Origin of the sequence: Mycolicibacter heraklionensis, assembly GCF_019645815.1 — a bacterium.
GTDB lineage: Bacteria > Actinomycetota > Actinomycetes > Mycobacteriales > Mycobacteriaceae > Mycobacterium > Mycobacterium heraklionense.
On the sequence record NZ_CP080997.1, the window covers coordinates 1892738 to 1918183 of the forward strand.

The 25446-nt window shown below is 66.6% G+C and carries 24 protein-coding genes; 15 read left to right on the top strand and 9 right to left on the bottom strand.

The genetic code is table 11. The annotated features are described in order from the left end of the window. The first annotated feature begins 94 nt into the window (after positions 1 to 94). Complete coding sequence (locus tag K3U94_RS08825; RefSeq protein WP_220696245.1) at positions 95 to 1117, top strand: hypothetical protein; 1023 nt, start codon at positions 95 to 97, stop codon at positions 1115 to 1117. Between the two features lie 297 nt (positions 1118 to 1414). After that, complete coding sequence (locus K3U94_RS08830; RefSeq protein WP_220696246.1) at positions 1415 to 3376, top strand: phosphoinositide-specific phospholipase C-related protein; 1962 nt, start codon at positions 1415 to 1417, stop codon at positions 3374 to 3376. 49 nt (positions 3377 to 3425) lie between these two features. On the opposite strand, the gene K3U94_RS08835 is transcribed toward K3U94_RS08830, so the two are convergent. Beyond that, positions 3426 to 4052 carry a hypothetical protein gene (locus K3U94_RS08835; protein ID WP_220696247.1) on the bottom strand — a complete coding sequence of 209 codons (627 nt, stop codon included), beginning with the start codon at positions 4050 to 4052 and terminating at the stop codon, positions 3426 to 3428. Positions 4053 to 4366: 314 nt separating this feature from the next. On the opposite strand from K3U94_RS08835, the gene K3U94_RS08840 reads away from it, so the two are divergent. The 8 genes from K3U94_RS08840 (at position 4367) to K3U94_RS08875 (ending at position 10902) form a co-directional block, all read left to right on the top strand. Continuing rightward, a complete protein-coding gene (locus K3U94_RS08840; protein ID WP_434084909.1) occupies positions 4367 to 5242 on the top strand; it encodes an alpha/beta hydrolase in 876 nt (291 codons plus the stop codon). Then, positions 5242 to 6099: an SDR family NAD(P)-dependent oxidoreductase gene (locus K3U94_RS08845; RefSeq protein ID WP_220696248.1), complete on the top strand. Its 858-nt coding sequence runs from the start codon at positions 5242 to 5244 to the stop codon at positions 6097 to 6099. Before K3U94_RS08840 ends, K3U94_RS08845 begins: the two co-directional genes overlap by 1 nt. A gap of 38 nt (positions 6100 to 6137) precedes the next feature. Then, positions 6138 to 7058: a reductase gene (locus K3U94_RS08850; protein ID WP_047319506.1), complete on the top strand. Its 921-nt coding sequence runs from the start codon at positions 6138 to 6140 to the stop codon at positions 7056 to 7058. 11 nt (positions 7059 to 7069) lie between these two features. Next, on the top strand, positions 7070 to 8554 hold the full coding sequence (locus tag K3U94_RS08855; protein ID WP_220696249.1) for a flavin-containing monooxygenase: 1485 nt from the start codon (positions 7070 to 7072) through the stop codon (positions 8552 to 8554). Between the two features lie 9 nt (positions 8555 to 8563). Further along, complete coding sequence (locus tag K3U94_RS08860; RefSeq protein WP_047319584.1) at positions 8564 to 9334, top strand: MerR family transcriptional regulator; 771 nt, start codon at positions 8564 to 8566, stop codon at positions 9332 to 9334. A 19-nt stretch (positions 9335 to 9353) separates the two neighbouring features. Beyond that, on the top strand, positions 9354 to 9914 hold the full coding sequence (locus K3U94_RS08865; protein WP_220696250.1) for an ester cyclase: 561 nt from the start codon (positions 9354 to 9356) through the stop codon (positions 9912 to 9914). A gap of 101 nt (positions 9915 to 10015) precedes the next feature. Further along, positions 10016 to 10333 (top strand): hypothetical protein, encoded by a 318-nt coding sequence (locus tag K3U94_RS08870; protein ID WP_220696251.1) that lies wholly within the window; start codon positions 10016 to 10018, stop codon positions 10331 to 10333. Next, on the top strand, positions 10330 to 10902 hold the full coding sequence (locus K3U94_RS08875; RefSeq protein ID WP_220696252.1) for a carboxymuconolactone decarboxylase family protein: 573 nt from the start codon (positions 10330 to 10332) through the stop codon (positions 10900 to 10902). Before K3U94_RS08870 ends, K3U94_RS08875 begins: the two co-directional genes overlap by 4 nt. A gap of 17 nt (positions 10903 to 10919) precedes the next feature. Here the strand turns inward: K3U94_RS08875 and K3U94_RS08880 are convergent, their stop codons facing one another. Continuing rightward, positions 10920 to 11525 carry a cutinase family protein gene (locus K3U94_RS08880; protein ID WP_434084920.1) on the bottom strand — a complete coding sequence of 202 codons (606 nt, stop codon included), beginning with the start codon at positions 11523 to 11525 and terminating at the stop codon, positions 10920 to 10922. A 140-nt stretch (positions 11526 to 11665) separates the two neighbouring features. Continuing rightward, positions 11666 to 12298, bottom strand: a complete 633-nt coding sequence (locus tag K3U94_RS08885) for a TetR/AcrR family transcriptional regulator (RefSeq protein ID WP_220696254.1) — start codon at positions 12296 to 12298, stop codon at positions 11666 to 11668. Positions 12299 to 12406: 108 nt separating this feature from the next. On the opposite strand from K3U94_RS08885, the gene K3U94_RS08890 reads away from it, so the two are divergent. The 3 genes from K3U94_RS08890 to K3U94_RS08900 are packed head-to-tail and all read left to right on the top strand — an operon-like array spanning position 12407 to position 15749. Further along, complete coding sequence (locus tag K3U94_RS08890) at positions 12407 to 13495, top strand: Rieske 2Fe-2S domain-containing protein (RefSeq protein WP_220696255.1); 1089 nt, start codon at positions 12407 to 12409, stop codon at positions 13493 to 13495. Further along, complete coding sequence (locus K3U94_RS08895) at positions 13492 to 14580, top strand: NAD(P)H-dependent amine dehydrogenase family protein (RefSeq protein ID WP_220696256.1); 1089 nt, start codon at positions 13492 to 13494, stop codon at positions 14578 to 14580. The genes K3U94_RS08890 and K3U94_RS08895 overlap by 4 nt, the downstream gene beginning before the upstream one ends. Before the next feature lie 35 nt (positions 14581 to 14615). Next, entirely contained in the window at positions 14616 to 15749 is a 1134-nt protein-coding gene (locus K3U94_RS08900; RefSeq protein WP_220696730.1) for an acyl-CoA dehydrogenase family protein, read from the top strand. A 12-nt stretch (positions 15750 to 15761) separates the two neighbouring features. On the opposite strand, the gene K3U94_RS08905 is transcribed toward K3U94_RS08900, so the two are convergent. The 4 genes from K3U94_RS08905 to K3U94_RS08920 all read right to left on the bottom strand — a co-directional run bounded on the left by K3U94_RS08905 (position 15762) and on the right by K3U94_RS08920 (position 20754). Beyond that, on the bottom strand, positions 15762 to 16442 hold the full coding sequence (locus K3U94_RS08905; RefSeq protein WP_047319580.1) for an MPT63 family protein: 681 nt from the start codon (positions 16440 to 16442) through the stop codon (positions 15762 to 15764). A gap of 149 nt (positions 16443 to 16591) precedes the next feature. Beyond that, a complete protein-coding gene (locus tag K3U94_RS08910; RefSeq protein WP_220696257.1) occupies positions 16592 to 17659 on the bottom strand; it encodes a DUF1942 domain-containing protein in 1068 nt (355 codons plus the stop codon). A gap of 111 nt (positions 17660 to 17770) precedes the next feature. Further along, the gene (locus tag K3U94_RS08915) at positions 17771 to 19546 is read right to left on the bottom strand and encodes a serine/threonine-protein kinase (RefSeq protein ID WP_220696258.1); all 1776 of its coding nucleotides are present in this window, start codon (positions 19544 to 19546) and stop codon (positions 17771 to 17773) included. Between the two features lie 95 nt (positions 19547 to 19641). Next, positions 19642 to 20754, bottom strand: coding sequence for a glycoside hydrolase 5 family protein (locus tag K3U94_RS08920; protein ID WP_047319499.1), 1113 nt, complete (start codon positions 20752 to 20754; stop codon positions 19642 to 19644). A gap of 112 nt (positions 20755 to 20866) precedes the next feature. Here K3U94_RS08920 and K3U94_RS08925 point away from each other — a divergent pair, with 112 nt between their 5' ends. After that, positions 20867 to 21703, top strand: coding sequence for an SDR family oxidoreductase (locus K3U94_RS08925; protein WP_220696259.1), 837 nt, complete (start codon positions 20867 to 20869; stop codon positions 21701 to 21703). Between the two features lie 29 nt (positions 21704 to 21732). After that, positions 21733 to 23313 carry a class I adenylate-forming enzyme family protein gene (locus K3U94_RS08930; protein WP_220696260.1) on the top strand — a complete coding sequence of 527 codons (1581 nt, stop codon included), beginning with the start codon at positions 21733 to 21735 and terminating at the stop codon, positions 23311 to 23313. On the opposite strand, the gene K3U94_RS08935 is transcribed toward K3U94_RS08930, so the two are convergent. Then, the gene (locus tag K3U94_RS08935) at positions 23304 to 24014 is read right to left on the bottom strand and encodes an ankyrin repeat domain-containing protein (RefSeq protein WP_220696261.1); all 711 of its coding nucleotides are present in this window, start codon (positions 24012 to 24014) and stop codon (positions 23304 to 23306) included. The genes K3U94_RS08930 and K3U94_RS08935 overlap by 10 nt on opposite strands. A 45-nt stretch (positions 24015 to 24059) precedes the next feature. After that, the gene (locus tag K3U94_RS08940; RefSeq protein WP_220696262.1) at positions 24060 to 25442 is read right to left on the bottom strand and encodes an HNH endonuclease signature motif containing protein; all 1383 of its coding nucleotides are present in this window, start codon (positions 25440 to 25442) and stop codon (positions 24060 to 24062) included. Positions 25443 to 25446: the final 4 nt, after the last annotated feature.

Sequence of the window (25446 nt, forward strand, 5' to 3'; positions counted from 1 at the left end):
AAGACTTAGGTGCGCATCTGGGGACTCAAACCAAGGACGGCCGTGCCGCTACTCACCCGTTCATTGCCATGCGCCCCGCGGCCAAACTGCCCCGTTGCCGGCGCTCGCCACGTCTCCGGCGGCCCCCATTGGCGGTCGCCCGGCTCGCACGCGGCGTGCCCAAAAATCACCCATTCCCGCGGTTGACCAGCGTGCCCAGAGTTACCGTAGTGGCTCCAGTCATGAAATGAGTGTTGTGGGATCAGTCAGGCACCCCGGTATCACCGTCGGCATCGCAGCATTGGCCGCGGGAACCCTCATCGCGACGCCGTCGGTGGCGCCGCCGCCCGACGATGTCGTGCGCGCGGTCGACCTGACGGCCAGTCCCTTCGACCCATATGTGGACCTGATTACCAACACCTTCAACAATCTGGGCACTATCGGCGCGCACTGGCTGGACGACCCGCTGCCCACGGTGGTCCAGCTGGCCACCAACTGGTTCGACTACGCGCAGACGACGTTCAATTTGCTCGGCGCCACCGCCCAGTCCTTCGTCGACGGAGTTATCAACCTGCCCGGCCAGCTCGAAACGCTGTTCGACGCCATCTCGTCCAGCGATATCACCGCGGCGCTGGGGCAGGGCATCATCATCGTGCTGAGTATCTTTCCGGTCGCCGGTCTGGTGGATCACCTGCTGGCGATTCCCTACAACATCGTCGGCAATGTCGTGAACGCGTCTATGGCCACCCTGCACGCATTGCAGGTGCCGGTCGGCCTTGCCGCGCTGAGCTCCGTGCAGGCCGTCGTCGCCGAGTTCGAGACGGTGGCCCGCAACATCGTCGACGACGTGTCGGCCGGGGACATCACCGGCGCACTGTTCGGACTGATCGGCGCACCGGCGGAACTCCTCAACGCCTATCTCAACAGTGAAATCCCGGGCCTCGCCGGCCTCCTCGCGCCCTTCGAGGATGTGAACCAAACGGGTTTTGTCGATGCCCTGGTGAATTTTCTGCCCCGTGCCGTCGCCGAGTCGATCGGCGCCCCGTCCGCCCCGATCAATGATCCGCTGCCGCCGGATCTCGGCGACTTCGTCATGGGCGACTCGGTGCAGCCGAGCGCTCTACTGCCGGATTTCTGAACCGTTCGGCGTTTGCCACGCCTCGCGTGGCGACCTGCCGGAGTGCGCAGAAGCCAAGTTAATCAGCAAAATTCATTGAGTTCGATCTGTGATCGTGTCGTGTTACGGGTGTGATTCTTGATGCTCATTGTTACGGAAGTTGCCTGAGTGTTCCGTGAGCGAGTCGGTGTCGTAACCGAATAAGGAGTTTGGTCCGTGGTCGATGGGGCGGCAGTTGAGCGTTCTCGGCGCCACCCCGGGTGGACCGCCACGACGGGGCTCCCAACCCGCCGACTGCGTTGGACCGCGGTAATCGCAGTGCTGTCAGTACTTTCCGTCTGCGCGGGGGCCGTGCTGGGACTGCCGGGGTCGGCGTCGGCGGCGATCACCCAGGCGCAGAACGTGGTGGCCGTGACCACCACGGCCACCCCGGTGAGTGCCGGACTGGTTGCCGTCCCGGCTATTCCGACCACCCAGTTCGCCGTCGTCACCCCACCTGCACACGGCACGGCGACCATCAGCGGCGCTACCTTCACTTACACGCCGGCCAATGGGTTTGTCGGTACCGATGCCTTCAGCTACGCCACGACCGACGGCGCGACGGTCTCGACGCCGGCCACCGTCGGCATCCAAGTCATGTCGCCCGATTCGGCGCCGCCGTCACTGGCGACCGCCTGCACCGACCTGGGCCCGGCCTTCACCCCGGTATGCACAGCGATCGGCGACGTCACCGACCCGCTGGTGCAGGCCTGCAGCACGGTGGGCTCGGTCGACGCGTGCAGCTGGTTCGGTGGCAACAAGCACGGACTGATCAGCGCCTGCTTTGACGTCGCCACCGGGCAACTGGCCGTGACGTGCAAGACGCTCGACACCGCGGCGCAACTGGTGGCCAGCCAGTGCCGAGTGGTCAACGGTCCGATCGACTATTGCGCGCTGCGCAGCGGCAGCCCCATCGGCGACCGCTCCGTGCAGAGCTACCTGGCCGGCCCAGTGCACAAGGCGCTGACCCAGCAGTACCAGCTGAGCTCGACCCTGCCGCTGGGGGAGGCCCAGATACCGGCGACGCACAACTCGTTCAACTACACCAACGCCAACATCCCACCCACCTTGTCGGGTATGGACCCCGACCAGCTGTATTCGTTGGTCAACCAACTCGACTTGGACATGCGGTTCATCGAGCTCGACCTGCACTGGTACCCCAGCCTGGGCGCCCCCGGCGGCTACGCGCCGATCTTGTGCCACGGCTTCGACAACCACCTGGGCTGCACCTTCGAACGGACCGCGGCCTCCGGCTTGCAAGAGATCCGGCGCTGGTTGGACGCCCACCCCGACCAGGTGATCGTCCTCTACATCGAGAATCGGCTCGACGACCCGGTCGACGACATCAGCAAGTCGCTGCCGGCCGGGGCCGCGGTCATCGAGAGCACGCTGGGCAATACCTCGGCGCGGGACCTGTTGTTCCGCCCCGCGCAGGTGCAGCCCGGCTCCTCCTGCGACACCCAGCCGATACCGCTGGGTGTGTCCATGGCCCAGATCCTCGCGAGCGGCAAGCAGGTGCTGCTCTATACCAACAGCGGTTGTGGCCACGACGCGGCGTGGGACGCGCTCGGCTTCAACGACAGCAACGTGCAGGAGAAGGGGATGCCTGTGACCGTGCAGTTCCCTGACTGCTATTTCACCAGGGCACAGTTCGAGAGCTCCTATACGCGGTTCTTCGACTCCAACACCCTGGTCGACGTGCTCGCCGGCGGCGGCAATGCCCAGCCGATGACGGCCGACCAGATCCACGAGATGATGCGCTGCGGCGCCAACGCGCCGGGCCCGAACTTCGTGGACCCGCACGCCGATCAGCTGGCGGGCTTCGTGTGGAGCTGGTCTTATGGTCAACCGCTGTCCAGCCCCGCCCAGCAGTGCGCAGTGCACAACGGCGACGGCCGCTTCCAGGCCGAGGCATGCGGCCAGTTCCTGCCCTACGCCTGCCAGGCCCCCGACGGCTGGCACATCAGCAGCGGCGCCGGCCAATTCGGCGGTGGCGCCCTCGCGTGCGTGGGCCAGGGCGCCTTCGCGGTACCCCGTACCGGATACCAGAACGAACTGCTCAAGGCCGCCAAAGCCCAGGCCGGCGTTGACCGGGTCTGGCTGGCTTACACCGCGGGCAACGACGGCAACTGGACTATGGGAGCAACGCCACCAGCGGCGCCGTCGGCTCCAGTCACACCGAGCCTGCCGCCGATGCTGGCGTCAGTACCCGCCCCGCTGTTTCCGGGGAGGGTGTCATGACCACTGCTCGGGCTGTCTGCTCCGTTGCGGCCCGCTGATCGCCGGTGCCTTACAGGCCGACGAGCTCCAGCAGACTGTCGCCCACCAGGGCCGGAACACCGAGGAAGACCATTGCGGGTAGGAAGACGAACAGGCTGTCCAGGCCCGCGAACGTGTGGTACAGACTGTCAGCGATCTCCAGAGCGAAGAGATTCTGGACGCCCGCGCTGATTTCGTAGATGCCGGCTTCGAACATCTCCGTCAGGCTGGGAACCAGCGAAGACCAGTCTGTGAACGGCGGGTTGACAGCGAAATCCCCCGCGAAGGCCAGGTAGCCCCCGAAATCCTGGCCCAGCACGCCGCCCACGGCAGCCACCAGGATGTTCTCCGGGATGGCCGGCAAGATATTCGCCACTGCTGGGGTGAAGTTGCCGACCGCGCCGAGCAGGTCCAGGTTGAACAGGTCTGTCAGACCTTGCTGGAAATCGCTGGCAGCCAGTTCGAAGTTGGTTTGCAGGGCCGGGAACAGATCCGCGGCCGCGGCCGCGGAACCGGCGAAGTCGGTGAGCTCGACTGCGGCGGTCGTTAGCTGGACGCCAGCCTGCTGCATGTGGGGGGCAGCGGGGACGGCGGCGATGAGGCCGGCGCTTGCGACGGCGACGGCAACGGCGGCGTGGGCGCGACGAGTGTGTTCCATGGGATCCCCCCGATCAAGTTAACGGAAATATTTTCCCTTTTCAGGACGATAGCGTGAGCTGATGCTGAGCGCAATATAAAATTCAATTGGGTAACGCTCAGGAGCGTCGGCTGGTTGGCGCCCGCTCGCCGGCCCGCACTTCTACACCGTCAACCGTGCCATTGACAAATGGCACGATTGCTGGTGTTGTGTGTGCCGTGACGGATCCGGATGGTTCGACCCTGCCGCCAGTACCCACCCGCGCATCGACGCGCGCCGTGGTTGCGGCCACGTCCACGCGCTGGACGTTGCACGTTCTCAACAACATGATTCCGATGAATCGACCGGGCATCGCGTTCGCGCGCGGACTGATCGCCAGCATTATGGGAACGCTCGGTTCGATGCCGACCGGCACCAGGGTCATGCCGGTGCGCGACGCGGGGGTGCGTGGCGAATGGGTGCTCGGGCCCGGCGTCGAGTTCGGCCGGCGGGCCGGTTACTACGTGCATGGCAGCGGATACGTGCTGTGCTCGACGCGGACTCACCGCAAGCTGGTCGCCAGGCTCTCGGAGGCAACCGGATTGCCGATGTTCTCCGTGGACTACCGGTTGGCTCCCGAGAACCCGTTCCCCGCAGCCGCCGACGACGTCGAGGCCGGCTACCGGTGGTTGCTGGCCCAGGGGCATGCCGCCTCCGACATCGTGATCGGCGCGGACTCCGCGGGGGGTCACCTGACCTGCGACATGTTGCTCGCACACGCCGATGAACCGGGCTTCCAGCCGGCCGGTGTGGTGCTGTTCTCGCCGTTGGTCGACCTCACGCTGAAGCTGGCCGAGCAACAGGAGAAGGTGCGGCGCGACCCCGCGGTGTCGGCGGCCTCAGCCCGCCGACTGGTGCAGCTCTACGTGCGGGACCAAGACCCCGACAACGTGCGCCTCCGGCTCGATTTCGCCCGGGCCGATCGGCTCCCGCCGGTCTTGACCCAGGTGGGCGGGTTCGAGATGCTCAGCGCCGACGCGCGCCACCTGGACGCCGAAATACGCCGGAACGGTGGAGTCAGCACCTTGGAGGTGTGGCCGGGAATGGTGCATGTCTTCCAGGCCCTGCCGCGACTGGCCCCGGAGGCCAAGCCCGCGCTGCGCCGCGTGGCGGCCTTCATCGCGGGTGTCTATGCCGACCAGCGATTCGACGAACTCGGGGCGGTGCGCTGATGTTCGGACTCGACACGGTGCTGTCCCTGTTTCGCAACGATCGGCGGACGGCCAACGCCAAGGCGGTGGTCACCGGCGCCGGCAGCGGCATCGGGCGGTCGTTCGCGCTGGAGCTGGCTCGTCGGGGCGGAGACGTCATCTGCGCCGACATCAACGCAGAGCGGGCCGCGGAGACGGTGGCGCTGATCGAGCAGCTGCCGACCGGGACAGGGCATGCGGTGCAGTGCGATGTGTCCGACCGCGGCGCGATCGAGCTGCTGGCCACTCGCGCCCGGGAGATCTTCGGTGGCCCACCGACCCTGGTGATCAACAACGCCGGTGTCGGCATCGGCGGAAAGTCAGTCGGCGACATCGGTTTCGAGGACTGGGACTGGGCGCTCGGGATCAACTTGTGGGGCGTGGTCTACGGCTGCGAGGTGTTCACTCCGTTGCTGCGGGAAGCCGGACGCGGCGGAATCATCAACGTGGCATCGGCCGCAGGATTCGCGGCGGCGCCGTCGATGGCGGCCTACAACGTGTCCAAGGCCGGCGTGATGTCGCTGTCGGAGACACTGGCCGCCGAACTGGACGGCACCGACATCGCGGTCACGGTGCTGTGCCCGACCTTTGTGAAGACCAACGTCTTTCAAGACGGCCGGATCACACCCCGGTCGATGAACCTCAGTCAGCAGCTGGCGCACTGGACCGGACTGTCTGCGGACAACGTCGCGGCGCGCACCTTGGACGCGCACGACAGCGGCCGGCTGTATGTGGTGCCGCAACTCGACGCCACGGTCATCTGGCACCTGAAGCGGCACTTCCCGGAACTCTACGTCCGAGGCACCGGGTTGCTCGCCCGCCTGCTTCCCCAGAACTGACCTGCGAATAACGGTCTTGTGAAAGGAAAGAACTGATCATGGCGATGAACCTCGACGACATGCTGCAGAAGATCAAGGACAAGCAGTGGGCCTTGGTCGACATCGACTGGGACGCCCCCGGCGCCGACCTGATCGAGCCGGAGCTCTGGGCCAAGCTCAAGCCGTTCATGACCGACCTGATGTGGATCGAGAACGTCGGTGCCCGCGGCTTCGCGGCGCTCGCCAAGAAGGCCCCGACCCCAACCCTGAAGAGCATTTACGAACACTTCCACGCCGAGGAGCAGAAGCACGCGAACGCCGAGCTCGCCTTGATGCGGCGCTGGGGAATGCTGGACGACGACGAAATTCCAGCTCCGAGTGTCAACGTCCAGCTGGTGATCACCTGGCTCGACAAGTTCTCCGATGGCATGTCGCTGTCGATCCTGGGCACCGTCATCCCGATGCTGGAAGTGGCCCTGGACGGCGCGCTGATCAAGTTCATCACCGACGAGGTCAAAGACCCGGTGGCCCAAGAGGTCTTCAAACGGATCAACTCCGACGAGTCGCGTCACCTGGCCGTCGACTTCGAGGTGATGGACATTCTGGGCCACGCCAGCATGCGGAAGTTGGCGGTCGAGTTGGTCGGCAGCTGGATGAACCCCGCGCTGCTGATCGGCACGTTGAGCTACTTCCCGCTGCTGAACAAGATGCGCGACAACATCGTGGCGATGGGCGTCAATGAAGAACGCCTCTACCAGGCCATGCGTCGCTTCCAAAGCGTCGGTGAACGAAGTGCTTTCGCCCGCCGGGTGCCGATGTACCAGTTCATCTCCTGGCACGGCAAGAAGGTGATCGACCGCAGCTCCAAGTACCACTGGTTGGCCGACTCCCTGGTCAAGATCACCGGTGTCATCCCGCCCTCGCTGGTGCACAACACCCCGACCTGGTCGCAGGAACTGACCTACGAGCCGGTCGCGTGAAGGAGCAGGACATGACGATCTCCGTCGCGATCATCGGCGCCGGCTTCGCCGGCATCGGTGCCGCCATCCGACTCAAAGACCAGGGAATCACCGACTTCGTCCTGTTCGAACGGGATTCGCGGGTCGGCGGCACCTGGCGCGACAACACCTATCCCGGCGCGGCCTGTGACATCCCGTCGCGGCTGTACTCCTACAGCTTCGCGCCCAACCCAGACTGGTCGCACACCTACTCGGGCAGCTCCGAAATACTCGGCTATATCGGCAACATGGTCGAAACCTTCGGGATCGCGCCGCATATCCGGTTCGAGCACACCGTCGCCGGGATCAGCTACGACGCGCAAGCCGGAGAATGGACCATCGACCTGGTCGGCCGGGAAGCGGTGCGCGCCAGGACCGTCATCGTGGCCTCGGGGCCGTTGTCCAATGCCAGCTTCCCCGACATCCCCGGTATCGAGGACTATGAGGGGCGCAAGATCCACAGCGCCCGTTGGGATCACGACTATGACTTCACCGGCAAGAAGGTGGCCGTGGTCGGTACCGGTGCCAGCGGGGTGCAGATCATCCCCGAACTGGTCAAGGTGGCCGAGTCCGTCAAGGTGTTCCAGCGCACCCCGGGGTGGGTGCTGCCGCGGCTCAACACCGCGACCAGTGGCTGGCTGAAGAAGATCTACAAGGATGTGCCGCTGGCCGAAAAACTGATGCGGTCGGCCTGGTTCTGGGGCCATGAGTCGGTCGCGGTCGGCGTGGTGTGGGACAGCCCCTTCACGCGTCTGGTGGAAGCCCTGAGTTTGGCGAACCTGCGCGCGCAGGTGAAGGATCCGTGGTTGCGTCGACAGCTCACACCGGACTTCTCCGCCGGCTGCAAGCGGCTCCTGATGACCAGTGACTACTATCCTGCGTTGCAGAAGGACAACTGCAAGCTGGTGACCTGGCCGATCGCCCGGTTGTCGCCCAAGGGAATTCGCACCGTCGAAGGCATCGAGCACCAGTTCGACGCCATCGTGTTCGCCACCGGATTCGAGGTGTCCAAAGCCGGCACCCCCATCCCGATCACCGGAATCGACGGCCGCGACCTGGCTTCGGAATGGAGCAGGGGCGCCTACGCCTACCGCAGTGTCGCCGTCTCGGGCTATCCGAATCTGTTCTTCACCTTCGGGCCGAACTCCGGACCGGGCCACAGCTCGGCCCTGGTCTACATGGAGGCTCAGATCGACTACATCGTCGGCGCCATTTCGAAACTGCTGCAGTACGAATGGAAGTCGCTCGATGTACGGCCCGAGGTGCAGGATCGCTACAACAAGGACATTCAGCGACGCCTGCAGTCCACCACATGGAATTCCGGATGCCAGAGCTGGTACCTGACCGAGGACGGCTTCAACGCCACCATGTTCCCAGGTTTCGCCACACAATTCGTCAACCAACTCAAGACGCTGAACCTGGAAGACTTCAAGATCACCGCCGCGCAGACAAGCAGTGACCCGGTCCTGACTGCCTAGGATGTCATAGTGACCGAGTACCGGATCGACGATCTTGCGAGACAGGCTGGGACCACCACTCGCAACGTCCGGGTGTACCAGGAAAGCGGTCTGTTGCCCCGGCCCCAGCGCCGGGGCAGGGTCGCCATCTACACCGACCGGCACCTTAAGCAGCTACAGGCGATCGTCCGTTTGCTCGGCGAGGGATTCACGGTCAAACACATCTTGAAGTTCCTGACCGGGCTTCAGCGCGGCGAGGCCCTGGTCGAGGTTTTGGACCTGGCCGATCTGGGCGAGTTGGTGACCGCGCCGTGGTCACGTCCGCTGTCGCAGACCATGACGCGCGAACAATTGGAGGCGCGGCTGGGCCGGCTCGACGCGGAGTTGCTTCGGCGCTTGCTTACCAGTGGAGTCATCGAGCCGACCGATGTCGACAACGTCTACCGGGTGGCCGACACGGATCAGATCGATGACCTCGCCACGCTGATGTCGCGCGGGATGCCCCTGGCGGCGATGCTGGAGACGGTGACCGCAGTCGACAAGAAGTTGGACGAGGCGGCCGAACTTCTGACCCGCAGCGGACACGCCGAGGTGGTCCGGCAGCGCGGGCCCGGGTGGTTGCCGGCCAATGACGACGAACTCGCCTGGGCCGCAGACCTGGTCGACGCCATGCGCAGGGTGGCACGGCGGTCCGCGCACGCCAGCCTGAACCGAGCGTTCGATGCGGCCGTGCGTGCCGAGCTGCGGCAGTATCGGCAAGGCAGCGACGAGCGCGAAACTCGCCGGCAGGACAACGCTTGACTCAATAAGGGGAACGACCATGACCGACCGCTACGCGATCCCGTCTCGTGAGGTCCTCCAAGCCCGCGAAAAGCTGGTTCTCGACCATTTCCGGGATGAAGTGCGTCAGGACTGGGACGACGTGCTGGCGACGTTCCCGCATCCCCACTACGAGATCATCCCGACGCTGACCGTGCACGACGGCGACGACGAAGTACGTGGCTACTACCGTGACACCCGGGTGGCTTTCCCCGACCAAAACCACGAGATCATCGCGCTGCGCCACAGCGCCGACGCGGTGATCGTCGAATTCTGGCTGACCGGAACACATCTGGGTCCCCTTGGCGCTGTTCCGGCGACCGGATCACGACACCGGACCCGCATGACCGCGTATTTCATCTTCGATGAGCACGAGAACCTGGCAGTCGAGCGGATCTACTTCGACACGCTGTCCATGGTCAAACAACTGATCGGCGGCGTCAACCTGCGCGATCCGCGCTCCTGGCCGCTGGTGATCCGCGTTCTGCGGGGTCTGCTGCGTATGTCGGGGGCACCCGACCCCAGCCTCATCCAGACCCCACCGGCGGGTCTGTCGAGCTGAGCCGCCCAGATATGGACGGCACGGACCAGACGGTCGCACAATGGACCGGTAGCGACCAGCCGATGTGACCCTCAGTCAGACGAGGAGGTCCACGTAAAGTCATGTCCGACATTGCCGAATTGCATCAAGCGCTGCTGGAACGCATTCTGGGCAAGGACGGGGCAGCGTCGCTGGAATTGCGTCGAGCGGCTTACCGCAACGCTGGGCTGGATGAACCGATCAAGACCCTGATCGACAAGGTTGCCCTGCGCTCGTACGGCGTGGCCGACGCGGATGTTGACACCGCCCGAGTCGTAGGCCTGAGCGAAGACCAGATCTTCGAGATCGTCGTGTGCGCCGCGGTCGGCCAGGCGACCCGGCAGTACACCAGCGCGCTGGAAGCGCTCGCCGGCGCCACCGAGGACCGGGGCACGCAATGAGGCTGACCATCCTGGACCACGGCCACCGGCTGCGCACCAAAGCCCTGCTGGGAATCATTCGCCTGGTGTCACGGCAGCCGGTCGTCGACGCCGTCAAGCTCGCGTTCTACCGCCCGGAGTTTTACGGTGGTGGCCCCCTCACCAACGAAGCGATGCGCGGGCCGTCGGCGTGGTCCATCGGGGAACGAGAACTGATGGCCGCCTACGTCTCGAAGGTCAACGACTGCCCGTTCTGCGTCGCCGCCCACACGGCCACCTCCAACATCTGCTACGGCGATGCGACCGCAGCCGCCACCCTCGCCGATCTGGACACCGCCCCGATCACCGAAGGACTGCGGGCAACGCTTGGCCTGCTCGGCAAGCTGACCCGCCAGCACCGCATCGACGCCGACGATGTACGAGCCGTGCTGGCGACCGGTGTTACCCCCGAGCAGGTCAAGGACGCGCTGGCCGTCAGCCTGGTCTTCAACATCACCGATCGATTGGCCAACGCATTCGACTTCGAGGTGGCTGGCCCGGCCGCCATGGCGGCCGGTGCACGCCATCTGGTGAAGCGTGGTTACGGCTAGCCGACGCTGAGGACCAGCTACAGCTTTCCGGCGACGAAGTCAGCCGCTTGGTTGACCATCCCTGACGAGATGTAAGCGCTGGCCAGGTGTTGCGGCCAGTTCTCTTCCCAGGTGTTCGGGTCGGCCGGGTTGCAGATCGGGTCGGCGCCATGACACTGCTCGATGGTCCGATCGTTGTAGATCGGGTTGAAGTTCGTGATGGGTCCGACCCACTGACTGCCGTTGCCGAACAGCGCCACTGCGGCGATGTGCTCGTCGGCGCCCGGTGGCAGGGGATTGTTGAATCCCCACACCTGGAAGGGGACCGCAAGCACGACGTCGGTGACCGCCGCGCCCAACGAGTAGCCGCCCGGCACGATGCGGGTGTTCGGGCATCCGTTGATGGTGTTCTGGATGTGTGCGCTCATGTCGTTGGCGCCCTGGTCGATCTGATTGTCAGCGGGGTAGTTCACCGCATACAGGCTGACGTATTTGGAGGTCTTGGCCCGCAGCGCGCTGACGAACGCGTTGCCGACCGCGCCGGCCCCAGGCGATTCCAGACGCCCACGGGCAAACACCACTTCGACGTCGGGGCATGCCGCACCAGCCGGTGCGACGGCACCGGGTGTTCCGGCGGGAATCATGACGGGGGCGGTCAGCAAGGCTGCCGCCAGCACAGCGCCTGAACTTGCGAGCCGCAGTCGGCGGGCCGAGGAATCGCTCACGAAGTGGATAGTAGTGGTCCGCAATCCCTTCCTGCCGCCGCGGTCGGGTCCCCGCAGCCCTAGCTGGACCGCGACCCTTCGAGATATGCGGCCAGCGCATTGGTCAGCCCGCGGCGGGCCTCGTCGAGATCGGCATACGAGCCCAGCTGGCGCTCGGAGACCAGCCCGCGCATCGCACCCGGGATGAGGGCGGCCACCTCGCGCACCCGCTGGGGGTCGACACCGAGATCGGCGAAGGCCGCATGGCACGTCGTCAGCCAGCTCTTGCCCCAGGAGTACAACTCCGCCGCGGTGCGCGGATACAGCCGTTCCAATTCGCGGTGGTCGCGGGGGAGTGCGGCGCGCAGATTCTCGATCGCACGTGAATCCGGCGACGCCAGCCCGTCATAGAGCGTGTCGATGATCGCCGCGACCCGTTCCCGCAGCGGCGCATCCGATTTCACACTGCCGAACGCCGAGATCGCGGCGTCGCGTCGTTCGGCGGTGCGGTGCAACACCGCCGCCCAGAAGCCGTCGACATCGCCGAACTGATACTGCACGGCGCCCCAGGTGGCGCCGCTCTCCTTCGCGATCCGGCTGGCCGACACCGCGCCGGGGTCCCCGGTGGCAAGGGAGCGCACCGCGGCGTCCAGCATCGCCTCGCGGGTTGCCAGCCCCCGCTTATTGCTGCGCCGCGCCTCCGATTGAACCATCGTCCGAATCCTAACAACATTTACATAGCACCCACTATGATTCCTTTGCGAGGCGCACTATGCTGCGACAGTCGGCCCGGTCGGAGACCACAGAGAGGACGCGTGGACATGGCCAAACCGCCGTTGTCGATGAACCCGACAGGCTGGTTTCAAGTCGCCTGGTCCGACGAGATCGGCATCGGCGATGTCCACACCATGAAGTACTTCGGCCGGGAGATGGTGGCCTGGCGGGCCGAGTCGGGTCAGCTCACCGTGATGAACGCCTACTGTGAGCACCTCGGCGCACACCTCGGTTTCGGCGGCACCGTCTGTGGCGAGGTGCTGCAATGTCCGTTCCACGGCTGGCAGTGGAACTCCCAGGGCCGCAACGTCTGTATTCCCTACCAGGACAAGCCCAACCGTGGTCGGCGCATCACCACCTATCCCGCCGTCGAACGCAACGAGTCGGTCTACATCTGGAACGACGCGCAAGGGCGTGCGCCGTTCTTCGACGCGCCGGACGTGTTCGCCAGCTTCGACGACCGCAGCGCCGACGACTACTACCCGCAACAACGGCTGTTTCGCCAAGGCCTGGAGCTGCACCCGCAGTACGTGCTGGAAAACGGTGTGGACTTCGCCCACTTCAAGTACGTGCACCGGACCCCGATCGTGCCGGTCTTCACCCGCCACGACTTCGCCGAACCGGTGTCCTATGTCGACTTCACCATCACCTTCGAAGGCGACGACGGTCAAAGGATCGAGGACGTCAACAGCGGCGTGGAAGCCATCAACGGCGGCTTGGGGATCGCGGTGACCAAGAGCTGGGGGATGATCGACAACCGGACCATCTCGGCGATCACGCCGGTCGACGACTCGACCTCCGACGTCCGCTTCATGGTCTACATCGGCCGGTCGCCGCATAAGCCCGGCGGTTCAGCGAGGCTCGACGGAGGAGAGGCGAAGCTGGGACCGCCGCATAAACCCGGCGACGCTGGTCGCGCCGAGGCCCGGGCGGCCGAGTTCGGGCGTGAAGTCATCCGTCAGTTCGAGCAAGACATCCACATCTGGTCGCATCAGCGCTATTCGGATCCGCCGGCGCTGGCGACCGCCGAGTACGAGGGCTTCACCGCAATCCGCCAGTGGGCCAAGCAGTTCTATCCCGACGGCATCGGCGGCAGTGCTGCTGAGGTCTACGCGCAGAAAGGTTTCACCGCATGAACGCAGCCGCCGCACCCGTCCGGGTATTCCAGGTCGCCACCGGAAACGTCGGAACCGAGATGATCCGGCGGTTCGCCGCCCGCGATGACCTCGAGCTGGTGGGCGTGCACTGCTATTCGCCGGACAAGATCGGCAAAGACACCGGCGAGCTGGCCGGGATCGCCCCCAACGGGGTCATCGCGACCGGCAGTGTCCAGGAGATCGTCGCCGCAAAGCCCGACGTGCTGACGTTTCACGGAGTGTTCCCCGACGAGGACCTCTACGTCGCGATCTTGGAAGCGGGCATCAACATCGTCACCACCGCGGACTGGATCACCGGCTGGCATCGTGACCGCAACCACCCGCACCCGTCGGGCAAACCGGTCACGCAGCTGCTGGCCGAAGCCTGCGAAAAGGGCGGTGCGACGTTCTACGGCACCGGGATGAACCCGGGGCTCAATCAGATTCTGGGCGTGGTGTGTTCGGCCGACGTGGCCGAGATCGAGAACATCACCACCATCGAGTCGGTGGACGTGTCGTGTCACCACTCCAGGGACACCTGGATCGAGGTGGGCTACGGACAGCCGGCCGATGACCCGGAGATCCCGGCCAAGCTGGAGAAGTTCACCCGAGTCTTCGCCGACAGCGTGCTGATGATGGCCGACTGCTTCGATCTGACCCTCGACGAGGTGACGTTCGATTACGAGCTGGGGGTCTGCACCCGGGATGTCGACCTGGGCTGGTACACCCTGCCGAAGGGCTCCTTGGGCGGCAACTACATCAAGTATCAGGGGATGGTGGACGGGGTGCCGCGCGTCGAGACGCATCTGGAGTGGCAGATGACGCCGTTCACCGAACCGAACTGGAATATCAAGGGCTGCTACATCACCCGGGTCACCGGTGATCCGTGCGTCTACAACAAGCACATGATCTTCCCCAAGCCCGGTGTGGACCTGTCCAATCCGGACAACTTCGCCTCGATCGGCATGACCGTGACCGGGTTGCCCGCCCTCAATGCGATCAAGTCGGTGGTGGCGGCGCCGCCGGGCCTGCTGACCAGCGCCGACCTGCCACTGCGCGGATTCGCCGGACGATTCCGCACGTGACCGAGGCCGGCAGGGTTGTCGCGTTGGCGCGCGGCATGCGTGAGCTGGTGGCAGCCGAGGCGGCCGCGTCCGAGCAGCGCCGCACGCTGACCGCCCCCATCGTCGACGAGATGTGGCGCACCGGCCTGATGTCGGCGTTCAACCCCGCCGCGGCTGGAGGTGTCGAGCCGACGTTTGCCGAGATGATCGAGACCTGGATCGAAATGGCATGGCAGGACGGCTCGTTCGGCTGGATCGGCATCGCCAACATGCCGTCGTCGTTCGCGGCCGCTGCCTACCTGCCTGACGACGGATTCAACGAGGTGTTCACCGCCCACGGCAATCAGGTGACGCTGGGTGGCCAATACTTTCCGAACGGACAGGGCGTCGTCGTCGACGGCGGTTACCGGTTGAGCGGAGCCTGGAGCTTCGGCTCCGGCATCGGCCACTCCCAGTACGTCGCCGCCGGTTTTTTCCCGATGGACGACGGCGAGATGCGCTGGGTCAGCGACGGGATACCCGACATGCAGGTCGCGGTGGTGCCACGTGCGCAGATCTCGTTCAACGATGGCTGGCATGTACAGGGGCTCAAGGGAACCGGCTCTTATGACTACAGCGCACACGACGTGTTCGTGCCGGGCAGCCGGACTTTTCCGCTGTTCTGCCGTGTACCCCTTCGGGGTGCCTCGCCGGCAGCTCGGATGGGTTTGATGCCGGTCACGGCTGCCGGACACGCGTCCTGGGCGCTCGGTGTGGCCAAAAGCATGCTCGACGACGTGACGGAGCTGGCAGCCACCAAATACCGGATGAGCGACATGGCGGCGTTGGCCAGTCGCCCGACGTTTCAGAAAGATCTGGCTCACCACGTCGCCGCATGGCGCGCCGCCCGCCTGTTGGTGCTGGATGCTTTCACCACGGCCGAGTCCGCCGTCGCGGCAGGCGAAGACCTGACGCCGCGACTGCGGGCCGACATGCGAGTGGCAGCCGTCTACGCCACCGACACCGCCAGAAGCTGCGCCGAATGGGCACATCTGGCGGCCGGAACGACGGCGATCCGCGAAGGCAGTCGCCTCGAACGAGCATTCCGCGACATCTACACCGGAACCCAGCACGCCTTCATCAGTGAGAAGGTCGCTATCGACGCGGCCCAGATCTGGCTCGGGCTGATCGACGACCAGTTCGGGCTCTGATCAGCCGCTGAATCAGGGCAGCGGGGTCCCGGAACTGCCCTCGGGCAGCGGAGTCCCGGAGCTGCCGGACGGCGGCGCTGACGGTGCGGGGTGCGCGGGCCGCGACGCCGGGGGACGAGCCGGTGCGGCAGGCGCCCGGTTGCTGCCTCCGGTGGCCGGGACCTGCGACCCGCCGGCGGGGGCTTGGGGCTGCGGCGGAGCCTGGGGCGCCGGCGCCACCCAACGGATCAGATCGTTGCCGCCGGTTTGGTACACCATGCTGTTGGGGGCGTCGCCGGTGACGTCGAAGTAGACTTTGCCGCTGGCCTTCTGGCCCTGAGTCAGGGCGGCGGGAGCGATGCCCTGCGCGGTGGGCACGGTGAACAAAGCCTGGTAGTTCTGGCCGCTGGCCGAACGGGCACTGAGGTTGGCGACGATCGGAAAGACGGCGCCCTGGATCGCCTCGTCGGTGGCGGTGGCCTCCCACAGGGTGCCGCGGGGCTGATAGGGGATGGCGTCCGAGCTGGGCCGCAGATCGCTGATCGTCCAGCCGTGGACTCCGGGTCCTTCGGGCACGGTGCCCTGGGTGCCGATCGGTTGGGTGGCAGGGGCGGGCGCCGGGGCCGGGTCAGGGTCCGCGCCGGCAATCCCGGTGGTGAGGGCGCCCGCGGCGGCCAGTGCTCCCGCGGCCAGGGCGGTCGAGATGGACTTCATGGGACTGTCTCCTCAAATCGGCTGCATGCCGACGACATTGGTACTCAAGTACTTCAATCGTAACGGGCTGGGGACCAGGCTACCCAGGAACGAGTCCGGCCCGACCTCGCGGTAGTGGAGGTCGGGCCGGCCTGGCGAGAGAACTTCGGTCAGTGCGAAGCGGTCGAGGTGTTCGCGCCGCTGGCCGCCGGGGTGCCGGGGGTGGCCGCCGGAAGCGGCGTGCCCTGGTTTCCGGCCGCGGCCGAAGCGGTGCCTTCCGAACCGGTGCCCGTCGTGCCGGTCGCCTCCGTCGTCGAAGCACCGGGGGCCTCGGCGGGAAGCGGCGTACCCGAACTGCTGGCGGCAGCCGAGGCCTCCGACTGGCTCGGCGTACCCGGGGTCTGCTGCGAGGACGGTGCCGGGCCGCTGGCGGAAGTCGACGCTTCCGCGCTGCCCGCGGTGCCCTGGGCTTGTGTGCCCGAGGTGCCCGACGTGCCCGCCGTGCCTGAGGTGCCCGCGGCCTCCGAGCCGGAGGCAGCGGCCGGAGTGCCGTCGGCCTCAGCCGGCAGTGGGGTGCCCTGGCTGCTCGCGGGAAGCGGGGTGCCCTGGCTGCCGGCTGCAGCCGGGGTGGTGTCGGTAGCGGCCGGAGCGCCCTGGGTGCCTGACTGGGCAGGCTTCGCGCCGGTGGCCGCCGGACCGGAAGCCCGCTGCGAACCGGTGGCCGCCGGACCCGACGAACCGCCGCTCGACGTGGTCGGTGCGGCGGGGGTCCAAACCAGCTGGTCGTGGCCGGCGAACTGGTACACCGCGCTGTTGGGCGCGTCGCCGGTGACGTCGAAGTAGACCTTGCCGCTGGTCTTCTGGCCCTGCGTCAGGTTGGCCGGGTTCACGCCCTGCGCCGTGGGCACCCCGAACAGCGCCGGGTAGGTCTGACCGCTCGCTGAACGCGCACCCAGGTTGGCGATCACCGGGGTGACGGTGCCCTGGATCGCCACGTCGGTGGCGGTGGCCTCCCACAGGGTGCCGCGAGGCTGGTAGGGGATGGCATCGGAGCTGGGGCGCAGGTCACTGACGGTCCAGCCCTGGATGACACCCCCGTTCTCCACCGTGCCCTGGGTGCCGATCGGGTGGGTCGAGGGGGCGACGTCGCCGGCGTCCGCACTGGCGGTCGCGGCGGTGACGGCACCGGCTGCGGCCAACGCGCCCGCGGCTGCCACGGCAGTTGTGAAGAACTTCATTATTGGTTGACTCCTCGGCTCGACTGGATCTCGAAGGTGATGCAGTGACTCCAAGTCGAAAATCCTAACGGATTTGACGGCTGCGGTTATTCGCGTCGCCAGGATCGGCGGTCAGGAATGCGAACTCCACCACGTGTAGAACTGCTCCAGAGTGGGGGCGGCGCGTTCGGTTCGCAGTGAGCCGATAGTCAGGTTGGCATCGTTGGTCCAGACCAGCACGGGAGACCCCTGCCGCACGCCGCACAGCAGCGTCCCGGCCGTCTTATCCGGGGTCGCGGTGCGGTGCCAGGGACCCGGCGACTGGATTCGGCCCGGACAGGTGACGACGGTGGTGGCCTGCACCGTGCTGTCGAAGCTCTGGCGCAGCGCACCGGCATCGGGGAACAGTGAGTAGGTCGCCGCGGGCGGGCCGTCGAGGTCGACGTTGCGGCCACACGTCACCTCCGCGATGGCGCCGGCCGACGGCGGGGTCGACGTACAGGTGTCCTGCGGATAGCCCGACGGCAGCAGCTTGAGCAGACGGGCCTGTGCCTCGGCCGGCGACATGGTCGTCGTGGGCTGACTCGCCCCCGCGGCGGACCGCGAGGTGTCGCCGCCGGCTCCCAGCTCGTCGGAGCCCGATCGGCTCGTCATCCAGGCGATCAACCCCACGACAACGATCAGGGCCGCGCCGATCCGCAGCAGCAGCTTGCGTTTTGCGGGATCGTGAGACAGGCGCGGTCGCCGGGACGAACTGAACCAGTCGTCGGTGGCGGTCGAGACCCGGGGCAGGCCGGGATGACCGGTGGGACGCGCCGCGGTCACGGCCTCGGGAATCGGGGTGGGCTCGGCCGGCGGCGGGACCGACTGGGTTGGTTGCGCCTCGGGGACCGTCGGCACCTCGTGCACCGGGTCCGGGGGAACCTCGGCCGTCGCGGCCGGCGGCACCGGTGGCTCGGCAGCAGGCACCTCGGTCGGTTCCACCGGTGGCGAGCCCGGCTGAGGTTGCTCGATCAGCGGCGGAGTGGACTGCTGGCTGGCCTCATAAATCTGCAGTGTCCGGTGCTGATCGGGCGCGCTGAGCGCCTGATAGGCGGCGGTCGCGAGCTCCGCGGCGCTGGCATAACGCTCCTGCGGGTCCTTGGCCATACCTTTGGCGACGACCTCGTCCAAGGCGGCCGGGATGGTCGCCCCGGCAAGGCTGGGCCGCGGAATCGGCTTGTTCTGATGCGCGTTGGCCAGCATCTTGAGGCTGTCGGCCCGGTACGGCGGCGAACCCGTCAAGCACTGGTAGAGCACGCACGTCAGCGCATAGATGTCGACGGCTGGGCCGAAGTCACTGCCGGAGAACAGCTCCGGCGCCGCGTACTTCCAGCGGGCGCCCGCATTCTGGGCGTCGGCCGCGTCGGCCCCGGGCGCGCCGGCCAGTCCGAAATCCACCAGATAGACGAAGTCGTCACTGGTCACCAGGATGTTGCGCGGTTTGACGCCGCGGTGGATCACCCCGGCGCCGTGCGCGGCATCCAGGGCCGACGCCGCCTGCCACACGATGTTCACCGCACGCGACGGGGGCAGTACGCCGTTCCGTTTCAACAGCGCGGCCAAGTCGGCTCCGGCAACCAGCGGCATATCGATGAACACCTGGCCGTCGAGCTCGCCGTAGTCGCGAACCGGGACCACGTGCGGCTCCTGCACCCGCCCGACCACGAGCGCCTCACGCTGCAGCCACTCCCGGAACGCCGGATTCCCGCCCAACGCCGGCGCCAGCAGTTTGACCGCGGCGGCGCGGTCCTTGTGGGTGTCGACCGCCTCGTAGACCTCACCGGTGGTGCCGCGTCCCAGCAGTCGTTTGAGGAGGTAACGCCCCACCCGTGACCCAGCCCGCGAACCCGACGCGGTCTCGCCCATCACCGACTCCTCACGACGACATTGCCGCCCATGATTTCATCACTGAACCGCGCCGCTATCAGCCGGTAGCGCCAACATCGCAGGTATGGGGCTGGTCAGCGGCCGGTGAGATTGCTGATCGTCATGATCTCCAGATTCCGGTACGCGCGACCGGTGGGCTGCACCAGGTCGTGGAACCAGACCTGCGGCTCCGCGGTGTAGGGATGGTCCCAGGAGTCCCACGGCAGGTAGGTCTGCGTCCGCCCGGCGACGAATCCCCAGTTGTAGGCGCCCACGTTGTGGCGCTTCATGATCGGCAGAATCCCGTCGATGGTGTTGCCACGGGTGCGGGCCAGATATTCGGTGCACATCATCGGCCGACCCAGGGGCGCCAGTTCGGCGATGCGATCACTGAACGTCGCCGGCTTGTCGTAGGAGTGGAACGTGATGACGTCGGAGCTGTTGAGCTGGGTGTTGACGATCGTGCTGCCCTGCCGCGAGCCCTCCCAGATCCCACTGGTCAGCGGCTGACGGGCGTCGACCGAACGCGCCCAACTGAACACCTGGGGCAGCAGGTCACTGATGTAATCCAGCTTGTCCGACCGTTCGACGGAGCTGTACTCGCGGGCCATGTTGTCCGGCTCGTTCCACAGGTCCCAAGCCAGCACCCGTTCGTCATACCGGAACTGGGTCATCACACCGGTGACGTAGTCATACAGGGTTCGGTAGTAGCTGCGGTCTCCGAGCCGTTCGGCTCCGGGACTCTGCACCCACCGCGAATTGTGGATGCCCACTCGGGGGGCCAGCTGTGGTCCGGCCTTGGGGTGCGGGTCCCAGCAGGAGTCGAACAGCACGAACATCGGCTTGATGCGGTGGCGAGCCGCGACCGCGACGAACTGGCCCAGCCGGTATTGAAAGCCCCGCTGATCGGCGGCCCACAGCTGGTCGTGCAAGAACACCCGCACGGTGTTGAAGCCGGCCGACCGGGCCCAGCCCAACTCGGCGTCGATCCGGCGCAGGTCGAAGGTGCTCGGCTGGAACATCTCGAGCTGATTGACCGCGGTGGAGGTGATGTAGTTGGAGCCGACCGGCCAACCCTGCGCCTGGTACCAGCGATTTACCCGGTCGATCGACCACCGGCCGGGGTCCGCGCCGGCCCGCGGGAGCCGGCTCAAGGTGGGACCCGCCGCCAGCAGGAGGGGTAGCCCCAGTGCCGTTCGACGCTTCACGAAGTAAACATAACGTCCGGACCCGTTACCGGACGTCCGAACGCTCGGCCTGTCGCCGAGCAAATCGGGCGGTGGCAACTGGCGCGGCCGCGGCCACCTAAACTGGCCGACTATGTCGCAGCACCTGCAGGACAAGGTCGTCGTCATCACCGGTGCCGGGGGCGGATTCGGCAAACTGATCGCGGAGAAGTGCGCCGCCGCCGGGGCCCGCGTTGTCGGCGTCGACATCGGTGCCGAGAACCTTGCGGCGGTCTTCGACGGGATCCGCGAGGCCGGCCTGTCCGGTACCTATCAGGTGGCCGACGTCACCGACATCGAGCAGATGAAAGCCGCGGTGCGACACGCGGTGCAGACTTTCGGCGCGGTGGACGTCATCGTCAACAACGCCGGTGTGATGCCGCTGGCCTATTTCGCCGATCACGAGAAGGCCTGGCAGCACTGGCACCGGGCGATCGACATCAACATCAAGGGCGTGGTGAACGGCATTTCGGCGGTCTACGACCAGATGATCGAGCAGGGCCGCGGCCATGTCGTCAACATCTCCTCGATCTACGGCAACGCCGGTGTGGCCGGCTCGGGCGTCTACAGCGCGACCAAGGCCGCGGTCACCGTCCTATCGGACTCGCTGCGCAGCGAGGCGAAGGGAAAAATCAAGGTGACCACGGTCAAGCCGACCGGGGTTCTGGGCACCAACCTCGGCAGAGGAGTGGTCAACGGCGCGGCGATCATGGGCATCGTCGGCTCCCGCGGTGACAGCTACATGCGGTCGGTCACCGCGTTCGCCGAGGGCACCCTGGACCCCGAGCAGACCGACATCGACTCGGTGAGGTACTGGCTGATCACCCCCGAAGACCTCGCCGAGGCGGTGGTGCACGTCATCGACCAGCCCTGGGGTATCAGTATCAGCGACATCACCGTGCGAGCGAGCGGCGAAGACTACATCTACTGATATCGAGTGACCGAAGGCGGTGAGCGACGATGTCTCCCGAGATCGACTGGGAATCACCGGCTTACACCGCCGCCGAGGCCGCCCACTATCACGCCGTCGGCTGGTGGTCGCAGACCACGCTGTCGGACGCGGTGCGCCGCAATGCCCAGAGATTCCCCGCCCGGGACGCCTATATGGACTACCTGGGTGCAGGCTTGACCTGGCCGGAATTCGACATCGCGGCGCAGGAGTTGGCGACGCGGCTGGCAGGTGCCGGGGTTCGTCCCGGAGACCGGATCGCGGTGTGGCATCGCGATTCCGCGGCCATCCACGTGCTGTTCGTGGCGATCGAGCGGTGCGGGGCGGTAGTGGTCGGTATTGGTGCACGGGCCGGAACCCGGGAGGTGTCCGCGATCCTGGCCGCCTCGCAGGCCCGGCTGCTGATCACCGACGAGCAGCGGCACGCCGCCGCGGCCGGACTCGAGATCGCAGCGCTGAGCATTGACGAGCTGCAAACCGCCGCCGAAATCGGTGTGCCGGGACCGCAACTCGGACCGGATGACGTCTTCCTGATCAACTCCACCTCCGGTACCACCGGACTGCCCAAATGCGTGGTGCACACCCAGAATCGCTGGCATTACTTTCACCAGCTGGCCGTCGCCAACGGGCAACTGAGCCCCGGGGACGTCTTCCTGCCGATCATTCCCACGCCGTTCGGTTTCGGTCTCTGGACCAGCCACACCACCCCGATTCACCTCGGCGCTACGGCGATCCTGCTGGACCGCTTCACCGCAGCCGCGACCTGTGCCGCGATAGCACGTCACCGGGTCACCGTATTGTGCTGTGTCAGCACGCAATTGACCATGATGATGGCGGATCCGGCCAGCCGCGAGTTCGATTTGAGCTCGTTGCGGGTGGTGTTCACCGGCGGGGAGGCGTTGCCCTACCGGCCGGCCGCGGAGTTCGAGGAGCTCACCGGGGCGAAAATCCTGCAGTTCTACGGCTCCAACGAGACCGGGGTGCTCAGCGCCACCACCCTCGACGACTCGTTGGAGCGGCGGTTGCGGACCGGTGGGCGAATCGTCGGCGAGATGGCGGTCCGGCTCTTCGGCGGCGAGGACGGAAACACCGATGTGACCGACACCGGCCGTGGGCAGCCCGCCTGCCGGGGGCCGGCCACCAGCCTCGGCTACTTGAACGGCGTCGATCACGACAAGCTGTTCACCGCCGATGGCTGGATGCGCATGGGGGACATCTGCGAGATCGACGCCGACGGCTATCTGAGCGTCACCGGCCGGACATCGGATTTCATTCTGCGCGGCGGCAAGAACATCAGCGCCGCCCAGGTCGAAGACGCGGTGATGACCCATCCGGCGATCGCGGTGGCCGCGGCGGTGCCGATGCGCGACGAGGTGTTCGGCGAGAAGGTCTGCGTCTACGTCGAACTCGCCGAGGTGGCACGCGCGGACGGCGGCACCCTCGAGTTGGCCGAACTCGTCGAGCACCTGCTGGCACTCGGGGTGTCCAAAGAGCTGTTGCCGGAACGCCTTGTCGTCATCGACGAGTTGCCGCGCTCATCCGGCGGCAAGATCGCGAAGGGACAGTTGCGCGAGATCAGCGGCTATTCATAGCCTTCGTAGACCTGCGACGGGCCCTCGGGTGTGATGAGATAGCCGACCGTCGCAACGTGCACGTCACCGACCGGGTCGAGTTCTCGATAGCCGCCGACCATCTCGATGTCGTTGTCGCGCAGACCGATCCGGAATCCGCCCCACAGATACGGCACTGGGAACCACAGTTGTCTTCTGGGCAGCTCGTGCAGCACCTCGACCGGGGGATAGCGGAGCATCTGGCGCAGGTCGCCACCCCGGAACAGGTGTTGGATCAGGTCGTCGATCACGGCGGTGAGCTGGATGTTGAGCGCTGCGATCCGGTCATGGTCCAGCGGCGCCGGCGGTGGTTGGAGCACCTCCAGCAGTTCGGCCGACCGCCGGTGCTCGACGGCGAGGTCATAGGCGGTGCGACCGGCGGCGTCCGGTTGTGAGCGCAGCGCGCCCCGCTCGATCAGCCAGGACGCGACGTCCGGGGACGCGCCGTGCCAGCCGGCCTGATGCAGCACCGTCAGCCAGGACTTGCCTCCCGGCCGCCACGCCTTGATATCGACCACGTGATCGCCGCGGTCGAGCTCACGGATCACCGTGCTCCACTTGCCCCGCTTGGCCATGTCGGCCAGGTATAGGGCGGCTTGCGCTTGCCGATTGCCGAGCAGTGCGCGGTCCATCACACCCGGCCAGAGCGGCGCGTTGTTGCGGATCTCGGCGTAGGTCGTCACGGTGCCATCTTCTCGCGGTTTGGGCCGCGGCGCTTGAGTCCGCCGCTATGGGTCTTCGACGTCATCGAGAAGTTCCTCAGGGTGGTGGAGATGGTTGATCTGGGGCGGGCCGGTGCCGTCGGTCCACGCCAGTCGGCCTTGCTCGGTGACGTGAGTCTGGAGGTCGCCGCGGGTGGCAGCGCCGTGGTCGCCGCCGCAGGCGAAGTAGAGCTCGTCGGCGTTGGTGCGGCCATCGTGTGCCCAGTCGGTCGAATGGTGAACTTCGCAGTGGTAGCCGGGCTCGGTGCAGTTCGGCCTCGTGCAGCCGCGGTCGCGAGCGTGGCAGATGATCCGGTGATCCAGCGTGGCGATGCGTTTGCTGCGGCCCAGATACAGCGGCCGCTCGGAGTGGTTGTCGAACACCGCGAGGTAGTGAATCGAGTTGGCCGCCATGCGGATCAGATCACGCATCGGCAGGCGGCTGCCGCCGCCGGTACGGGCCGGAGCCGGCATCGGGCTATCCGGGTCGGTCATGGCGCGGGTCGCCTGGTCGAGGTCGGCGAGTTTTGTGGTGACGATGACGGTCACGGGAACCCCGCGGTGGGTGCCCATGGAGCCGGACTCGATGCTGTGGCGCAGCGCGAGCTTGAGTGCGTCGTGGTCGCGTTGTCCCGATGAGCGGGTATCGCGCTCTTCAGAGTTACCGGGCCGCCGGTGGCCGGGGCGTACTGCGGCCATGACGGCCTCCAGATAGGCGCGGGTTTCGGGGTCGATGCAGCCGGATAGCCGGCTCATCCCGTCGGGGCCTTGGCGACCCAGGACGAGGTTGCGGCGGCGCGCTCGGTCCTCGTCGGTGAAGTTGCCGTCGGGGTTGAGGACATCGGCGATGGCGTGACCCATGATGGTGACGAAGGCAGCGTCCTGTTCGGTGGCGTGGCGGACCAGGGTGCGTTCGGCGGCCTCCCGGTCGGCTGGCGCGACATGCGCGGGTAGCTGGTCGAGGGCTGCGGTGACCGATTTGATGTGGTCATCACCGATACGGCCGTCCTCGACCGCGGCGGCGACGTCGGGCAGCTCCGGCGGAGTCGGGGGTCCGGTGAGCTTGCGGCGCGGTCGGATGCGGGCAGCGATGCGGAAACGACGCCGGACCTCGGCGCGGGTGATGCGCAGGCGTGACCACAGCAGGTCGGCGATCTTGGTGTCTGCGGGTAGCCGGGGGTCGTCGGGACCGTCGGCAGGGTCGGCGATCTCGCCGAAGATGCGGTAGGACAGGCCGCGGTTGACACGGTGTTGGGTTTCGAGGTGTTCGGCCATTTCGACGCGAAACGCGTTGCCGACCAGGTCCGTGTCGGCCGCCCTCAGCCGTGCCTGGGCGTCGTCGATCAGTGTCAGATCCGCGCGGATAGCCGCGCGCGCCGCCGCAGCGGGGGGAAGGACCTGATCAGACATATCC

What these genes read in the sequence shown, in the direction of transcription:
- K3U94_RS08870 (WP_220696251.1), top strand. Translation starts at nt 10,016, where the DNA reads ATGTCCGACATTGCCGAATTGCATCAAGCGCTGCTGGAACGCATTCTG.
- K3U94_RS08925 (WP_220696259.1), top strand. Translation starts at nt 20,867, where the DNA reads ATGTCGCAGCACCTGCAGGACAAGGTCGTCGTCATCACCGGTGCCGGG.
- K3U94_RS08910 (WP_220696257.1), bottom strand. Translation starts at nt 17,659, where the DNA reads ATGAAGTTCTTCACAACTGCCGTGGCAGCCGCGGGCGCGTTGGCCGCA.
- K3U94_RS08895 (WP_220696256.1), top strand. Translation starts at nt 13,492, where the DNA reads ATGAACGCAGCCGCCGCACCCGTCCGGGTATTCCAGGTCGCCACCGGA.
- K3U94_RS08840 (WP_434084909.1), top strand. Translation starts at nt 4,367, where the DNA reads ATGAATCGACCGGGCATCGCGTTCGCGCGCGGACTGATCGCCAGCATT.
- K3U94_RS08875 (WP_220696252.1), top strand. Translation starts at nt 10,330, where the DNA reads ATGAGGCTGACCATCCTGGACCACGGCCACCGGCTGCGCACCAAAGCC.
- K3U94_RS08845 (WP_220696248.1), top strand. Translation starts at nt 5,242, where the DNA reads ATGTTCGGACTCGACACGGTGCTGTCCCTGTTTCGCAACGATCGGCGG.
- K3U94_RS08915 (WP_220696258.1), bottom strand. Translation starts at nt 19,546, where the DNA reads ATGGGCGAGACCGCGTCGGGTTCGCGGGCTGGGTCACGGGTGGGGCGT.
- K3U94_RS08885 (WP_220696254.1), bottom strand. Translation starts at nt 12,298, where the DNA reads ATGGTTCAATCGGAGGCGCGGCGCAGCAATAAGCGGGGGCTGGCAACC.
- K3U94_RS08880 (WP_434084920.1), bottom strand. Translation starts at nt 11,525, where the DNA reads ATGATTCCCGCCGGAACACCCGGTGCCGTCGCACCGGCTGGTGCGGCA.
- K3U94_RS08940 (WP_220696262.1), bottom strand. Translation starts at nt 25,442, where the DNA reads ATGTCTGATCAGGTCCTTCCCCCCGCTGCGGCGGCGCGCGCGGCTATC.
- K3U94_RS08850 (WP_047319506.1), top strand. Translation starts at nt 6,138, where the DNA reads ATGGCGATGAACCTCGACGACATGCTGCAGAAGATCAAGGACAAGCAG.
- K3U94_RS08900 (WP_220696730.1), top strand. Translation starts at nt 14,616, where the DNA reads ATGCGTGAGCTGGTGGCAGCCGAGGCGGCCGCGTCCGAGCAGCGCCGC.
- K3U94_RS08890 (WP_220696255.1), top strand. Translation starts at nt 12,407, where the DNA reads ATGGCCAAACCGCCGTTGTCGATGAACCCGACAGGCTGGTTTCAAGTC.
- K3U94_RS08905 (WP_047319580.1), bottom strand. Translation starts at nt 16,442, where the DNA reads ATGAAGTCCATCTCGACCGCCCTGGCCGCGGGAGCACTGGCCGCCGCG.
- K3U94_RS08865 (WP_220696250.1), top strand. Translation starts at nt 9,354, where the DNA reads ATGACCGACCGCTACGCGATCCCGTCTCGTGAGGTCCTCCAAGCCCGC.
- K3U94_RS08930 (WP_220696260.1), top strand. Translation starts at nt 21,733, where the DNA reads ATGTCTCCCGAGATCGACTGGGAATCACCGGCTTACACCGCCGCCGAG.
- K3U94_RS08835 (WP_220696247.1), bottom strand. Translation starts at nt 4,052, where the DNA reads ATGGAACACACTCGTCGCGCCCACGCCGCCGTTGCCGTCGCCGTCGCA.
- K3U94_RS08855 (WP_220696249.1), top strand. Translation starts at nt 7,070, where the DNA reads ATGACGATCTCCGTCGCGATCATCGGCGCCGGCTTCGCCGGCATCGGT.